The 5,241-nt window shown below is 60.6% G+C and carries 7 protein-coding genes; all 7 read right to left on the minus strand.

The window, feature by feature from the left end; genetic code table 11:
- A partial coding sequence (gene recA / locus OQK_RS05095) for a recombinase RecA (RefSeq protein WP_016771415.1) occupies positions 1 to 778 on the minus strand: 778 nt, incomplete at its 3' end.
- 83 nt (positions 779 to 861) lie between these two features.
- A complete protein-coding gene (locus OQK_RS05100) occupies positions 862 to 1,362 on the minus strand; it encodes a CinA family protein (protein ID WP_038861108.1) in 501 nt (166 codons plus the stop codon).
- 67 nt (positions 1,363 to 1,429) lie between these two features.
- On the minus strand, positions 1,430 to 1,948 hold the full coding sequence (locus OQK_RS05105; protein WP_016771417.1) for a lysis system i-spanin subunit Rz: 519 nt from the start codon (positions 1,946 to 1,948) through the stop codon (positions 1,430 to 1,432).
- Complete coding sequence (locus OQK_RS05110; RefSeq protein ID WP_016771418.1) at positions 1,927 to 2,493, minus strand: glycoside hydrolase family 19 protein; 567 nt, start codon at positions 2,491 to 2,493, stop codon at positions 1,927 to 1,929. The genes OQK_RS05105 and OQK_RS05110 overlap by 22 nt, the downstream gene beginning before the upstream one ends.
- 137 nt (positions 2,494 to 2,630) lie before the next feature.
- Positions 2,631 to 3,791, minus strand: a complete 1,161-nt coding sequence (locus OQK_RS05115; protein WP_016771419.1) for a tail fiber protein — start codon at positions 3,789 to 3,791, stop codon at positions 2,631 to 2,633.
- Positions 3,792 to 3,802: 11 nt separating this feature from the next.
- Positions 3,803 to 4,402: a YmfQ family protein gene (locus OQK_RS05120; protein ID WP_016771420.1), complete on the minus strand. Its 600-nt coding sequence runs from the start codon at positions 4,400 to 4,402 to the stop codon at positions 3,803 to 3,805.
- Positions 4,390 to 5,241, minus strand: an 852-nt coding sequence (locus tag OQK_RS05125) for a baseplate J/gp47 family protein (protein ID WP_016771421.1), incomplete at its 5' end; no start/stop codon positions are given. The genes OQK_RS05125 and OQK_RS05120, both read right to left, overlap by 13 nt.

Here is a 5,241-nt window from a genome sequence, read left to right on the forward strand (position 1 = left end):
GGAACTCGGCCTGACGGAACGGCGAAGCCACCTTGTTCTTCACAACCTTGACGCGGGTTTCGCTGCCGACCACTTCGTCGCCTTCCTTCACCGCGCCGGTACGACGGATGTCGAGACGAACCGAAGCGTAGAACTTCAGCGCGTTACCACCGGTGGTGGTTTCCGGGCTGCCGAACATCACGCCGATCTTCATACGGATCTGGTTGATGAAGATGACCAGGCAGTTGGCGTTCTTGATGTTACCGGTGATTTTACGCAGCGCCTGAGACATCAGACGTGCTTGCAGGCCGACGTGCATGTCGCCCATTTCACCTTCGATTTCAGCCTTCGGTACCAGTGCCGCCACGGAGTCGACGATGATCACGTCAACGGCGTTGGAGCGCACCAGCATGTCGGTGATTTCCAGGGCCTGTTCGCCGGTGTCCGGCTGGGAAACCAGCAGATCATCGACGTTGACGCCCAGCTTGCCGGCGTACTCTGGATCGAGCGCGTGTTCGGCGTCGACGAATGCGCAGGTCGCGCCGGCTTTTTGCGCCTGGGCGATCACGGACAAGGTCAACGTGGTTTTACCGGAGGATTCAGGACCGTAGATTTCAACAATACGGCCTTTTGGCAGACCGCCGATGCCGAGTGCGATATCCAGACCCAGAGAGCCAGTAGAGATGGCCGGGATCGCCTGACGGTCCTGATCGCCCATACGCATTACGGCACCCTTGCCGAATTGACGTTCGATCTGACCCAGGGCCGCAGCCAAGGCTTTCTTCTTGTTGTCGTCCATTAAAGTCCTCACGTAATCAATAAGGCCTGACGGCCAACACCTGTATAAGTAGCCAGTATTATTCCACAGCGTTCGAAGATCGCCTACCCCTGATTTTCGATTTCTCGTGCCGCTAGTCGCACAAGCCCCTCTAGCGCGGCCTTCACCGTTTGTCGGCGGACCTCATCACGGTTGCCGGGGAAGTGCTGAACCTCACTGTAAACCTCGTCGCCAACACCCCAGGCCAGCCACACCGTGCCCACCGGTTTGTTCGGCGTGCCACCGTCGGGGCCGGCGACACCGCTGACCGCCACGGCAAAATGCGCCAGGCTGTGCTGCTGCGCACCACGCACCATGGCCTCGACCACTTCGCGACTGACCGCACCTACCGTCTCGAACAAATCGCCCGGCACATCCAGCTGCCGGGTTTTCTGCCGGTTGGAATACGTCACGTACCCCGCTTCAAACCAGGCCGAACTGCCCGGAATCCGCGTAATCGCTTCGGCAATCCCGCCACCTGTGCAGGACTCGGCGGTAGTGACATGGGCATTGAGCACTTGCAGACGTCGGCCCAGTTCTGCGGCCAGTTGGGTGGTCTCTTTCACGGCGAGCTCCGGATCGTGTGGAATGCCTTCACCGTACACGAGCCGGCCATGCTTTCAATACACAGAATCATTCAAGATGTTCGGGCGCCAGCGCTCTGACATAGGCCTGACAGGCCTGCAAGGCAATCAATCCACGGTCGCCGGTGTCGGTGATGGCGATAATTCGTTGAGCATGCGCCGGGTCAAGTCGGGCGCGTACGGCTGCAGAATCCACGCCGCCGGTGCCGGCGGTGGCTGGCACCGCACAGCCGTGGGCAACGTCGCCGGCATCGAGAAGGACTGACAGCCGCACATCGGCAGTAGCAAGGCGATCGCGCAGACGATCCTGATCACGTTGGGCATCGCTCAGCGCTCGGTAATGGGTTTGTTCACTGGCCGCGAGCCGTTGCTCCAGCGCCAGGCGTTTATCCTGCTCGGCCTGTTGCGCGGTGGCGGCGGTCTGCGTCAGTTGATTGAGGGATTCGGCGTTTAACCGCGCCTGCTCGGCCAATTGCCGTCCGTAGCGCCAGTCCTGAAACTGCCAGGCCGCTGCAAACGCCCCGGCCACCAGCAGCATCAGACCAATCACGCGCCAGGAGCCGGACATAGCAACGCCCTCGCCCGTGCCCAAATTTCCAGGCGATCCTGCAAGCCGTTCAACCCGCCGTTGATCCGCCGGGTGATGGTGTTGAACTGGTCCGCGTCGGCCAGTTCGTTCAAGCCCTTCTGCGCCCAGAACCACGCCGCCGATTCGGCGGCCCACTGCGGTTGTTCGAGCAGTTCGGGCAACGACAACAGACGCTCATCGCCAAACAAGCCGAGACTGCACTGACGATAATTTGCCCGGCCAGTGATCTGAATCAGTCCACGCCCGCGATACTTTTGCCCGTCGCCGTCGGCTTCCGGAGTATTGCCCAGACGCAGCGCCAGCGTGCCGGTGTCGTATTTGCTCAGGTACTGGTTGTTGCCCAGTTCGCGCACGTAGCGCAACTGTCCCGACTCGTGACCGACCTGTGCCAGAAACGCAGCGATGCGCTTGGGCGTATCGATGCGATGCCTGGCCATCGCGGTGTTGAGCGGCGAAACAAAAACGCCCGCTTGGGAGCGGGCGTTGGGCATGATGTCGGTAAGGTGTTTTTCAGTTAATTGCATGATGCATGATCCTCCCTGGATGTTGTCCCGATTGAATCATGGTTGGCGGCTGATGCTTGCCAGCCATTTCTTTCTGGAGTTTTCAGGGTTCTATCGCAACGCTCGGCCCACCTGATGAGGGTTCCGGAGAGCGGTTGTCAAAACTTGATGACGTACAACAGCGCGGTGTTCATCGGCCGAGCCTCGTTGCCGCCCGCAGCCGCCATCGAGATCGTATGCGTGTGTTGCCCGGCGGCATCCACACCGACGTTGTGCGCATGGTTGCCGTCCGCCACGATGCCGTGGGTGTGAGCGGGGGCGTTGGTTGTAAAGTTGCGATTGATGAAAGGCGCCGAGCTCGATCCCATGATGGAACCTGCGGTATTGCCGCCGTTGATTGTCCCCTGCCCGCCCATGACCGTGTCGATGTTGAATGCGCCTCCGCCGGTAACAGCGCCGCCATGCGCGTGTACTCCGGCAGCATCAGTGCGCGCCGTGTGAGCATGGTTACCTGCAGCAGCGGCTGACACATCGTGAACGTGGGAAGCATTTTGCCCGGCCTGCTTGCTACCCAGAACTCGCCCCGGATCGACACCACGGCCCTCGTCCAGACCCCGGACAAATTCACCACGCAAATCCGGCACGTTGAATGTATTTGCACCGTCACCTGCACCGAACCGGGTGCCGATTGCTGCGAAAAGATTGGCATATTGGGTACGCAACACAGGCTGTCCGTTGCACTTGAGCCAGCCACTGGGTGCGTCTACGGTAGCGACGGCTTTCACATCGCCCACGTCGGCCCCCAACTGTCTGGCCACGCCGGTACTGGCGATCAGAATCCAGGCGCCGCTGCCCAGCGAGCTGTTCCATTGCACCCAGACATCTCCCGTCGCAACGATTTCACCGGAGCGAAGCGGAGTATGGTCAAGACCAACCAGCGGTTTGGCGACCGAACCGGCTACGGAAAATGTACTGGCGCCGGTATTGGTATTCAAAGCCTTGAAGCGCAACACCATGCCGTCTACCAGTGTCGCAGGTGCCGGCAAATAGTTGGCTGCATAAGCATTGGCCGTACCGGTATCGAGCGCGAAATCGATGAGCCCGGCCTGATTGATCTTGCGCACGGCTGTCAGCAATTGTCCGACATCGGCTTCATCGGGCTTGAGCGCACCGCCCTTGATCACACCGAGTATTTCTTCGGTTACCGCATTGCCCCATGATGCCGGAATCAACGATCCCGGCGTGCCTGCCACCGGGTTCTCATCAACAAACTTGCCATCGACCAGCCCGACGCTGGGTACGCTTTTTGGATAATCCATTTATTCAGTCCTTAGTCATAATTGATGTACACCCGGGTATGCGCCGGTGCACTGCGGTGAATGAGGCATTCCAGAGCCGAGCCTGGGTACATGCCGAAACGTTCGCCCCAATAACTGGCGCCGAAACGCCGCCCGACAGCCAAGCGGCCGCCGGTGTTGAGGATCCACATGAATTGCCCTTTCCAGGTGCCGAAATGCGCGCCGCCGAACCGCGAACGCCCCATTCGCGGCACCCGTAATTCGGTCACCGTGGCCTCTGGATAGCCTTGGGTGCGTGCGACCTCAATGAAATACGCGGCGGACTGGTTGCCCACCGCCAGCAACCGCCGACGGACAGCCAGGCGGCGATCGTCATAGAGCGGAGTGGCACCAAGACAAGGGTCGGGCAGGTTCATCACTGCCTCCCAGTCGGGTACAAGTTCGCTGACGCCAGCCGGATCCATCTCGTTGAGCAGATCCGCTGCTCGGGCATCGAGGCGAGCCAGTTCCTGAGCGACGCCTTCAAGAACCTGCTCGAGTTCCGGCACTCGTTCCGGGTCCCAGGCCGGACCGCTGGGCAGCAGGCTGCGCAACTGCTGCCGGTATTGTCTGGAACTTCTCAGGACAGCCATTCGCACCCCCCGAATGTCAGCAATTGATTGCTTTGGGCGCTAACGTTGGCCGAGGGGCTGATGAGACTGTGATCGCTCTCACCGGTGGCGCTGCTGATGGCTTCGGTGATGTGGCTGAGCAACAACGTATCGCCCAGCCCCGCCTCGCGGTTGTGCAGATCTCGCAACTGGGTTTCAACCGCCGCGCGCACTGCACTGGTGTTCGGAGTAACGCGCAACTTGTACTTGACCAGCACTTGTACCGGCGCCATCACCCTCACGTCCGCGGTCACCGGTCGCAGCGGTTCGATGTAGGCTTCGACTTCCGCCAACTGCTCTTCGTTGGGAATCGGTTGCGGATCATCGTCACGCATGACGAACACGCCGACGGTGCCAGGGCCGAGGAAGTTGCCACGACACCATGCACGGGTAATACCGGGGCACTCCAGCGCCCAGGTTTCGTAGTCTTGCGCCGAGCCGCCGTGAGGAATCAATCGATAAGAGCGAATGACTCTGGCGCGCAGCGATTCATGGCTTTCGGTGCCGACGCCGCCTGTGAGGCCAGGTGGCTGAACGATGAAGCTATTACCGATAACACCAGCAATCGGTTGCACCGGATTCAACGTCAGACCGGCGTCGGCATTACCCGCGCTACCGGCATCGAGCGCAGCGATCGTGGTGCTGTTAGCGCCGCTGGCGACGATGCGCGCTGCCGTGACTTTGTAGGTGCGTCCATCATCGGTCTGCAGCAAGGTGTCGACATCCAGCACAGCGCCGGCGCTGGCGCTGAAACTGACGCTGCCGGTAGCCACTTGTGCAGCTTTGCGCGGTTGATTCAGGCGCAACGCGGCGATGCGTTC

The organism is Pseudomonas sp. R62, from assembly GCF_000257605.1.
GTDB lineage: Bacteria > Pseudomonadota > Gammaproteobacteria > Pseudomonadales > Pseudomonadaceae > Aquipseudomonas > Aquipseudomonas atacamensis.

What these genes read in the sequence shown, in the direction of transcription:
- OQK_RS05105 (WP_016771417.1), bottom strand. Translation starts at nt 1,948, where the DNA reads ATGTCCGGCTCCTGGCGCGTGATTGGTCTGATGCTGCTGGTGGCCGGG.
- OQK_RS05110 (WP_016771418.1), bottom strand. Translation starts at nt 2,493, where the DNA reads ATGCAATTAACTGAAAAACACCTTACCGACATCATGCCCAACGCCCGC.
- OQK_RS05115 (WP_016771419.1), bottom strand. Translation starts at nt 3,791, where the DNA reads ATGGATTATCCAAAAAGCGTACCCAGCGTCGGGCTGGTCGATGGCAAG.
- OQK_RS05120 (WP_016771420.1), bottom strand. Translation starts at nt 4,402, where the DNA reads ATGGCTGTCCTGAGAAGTTCCAGACAATACCGGCAGCAGTTGCGCAGC.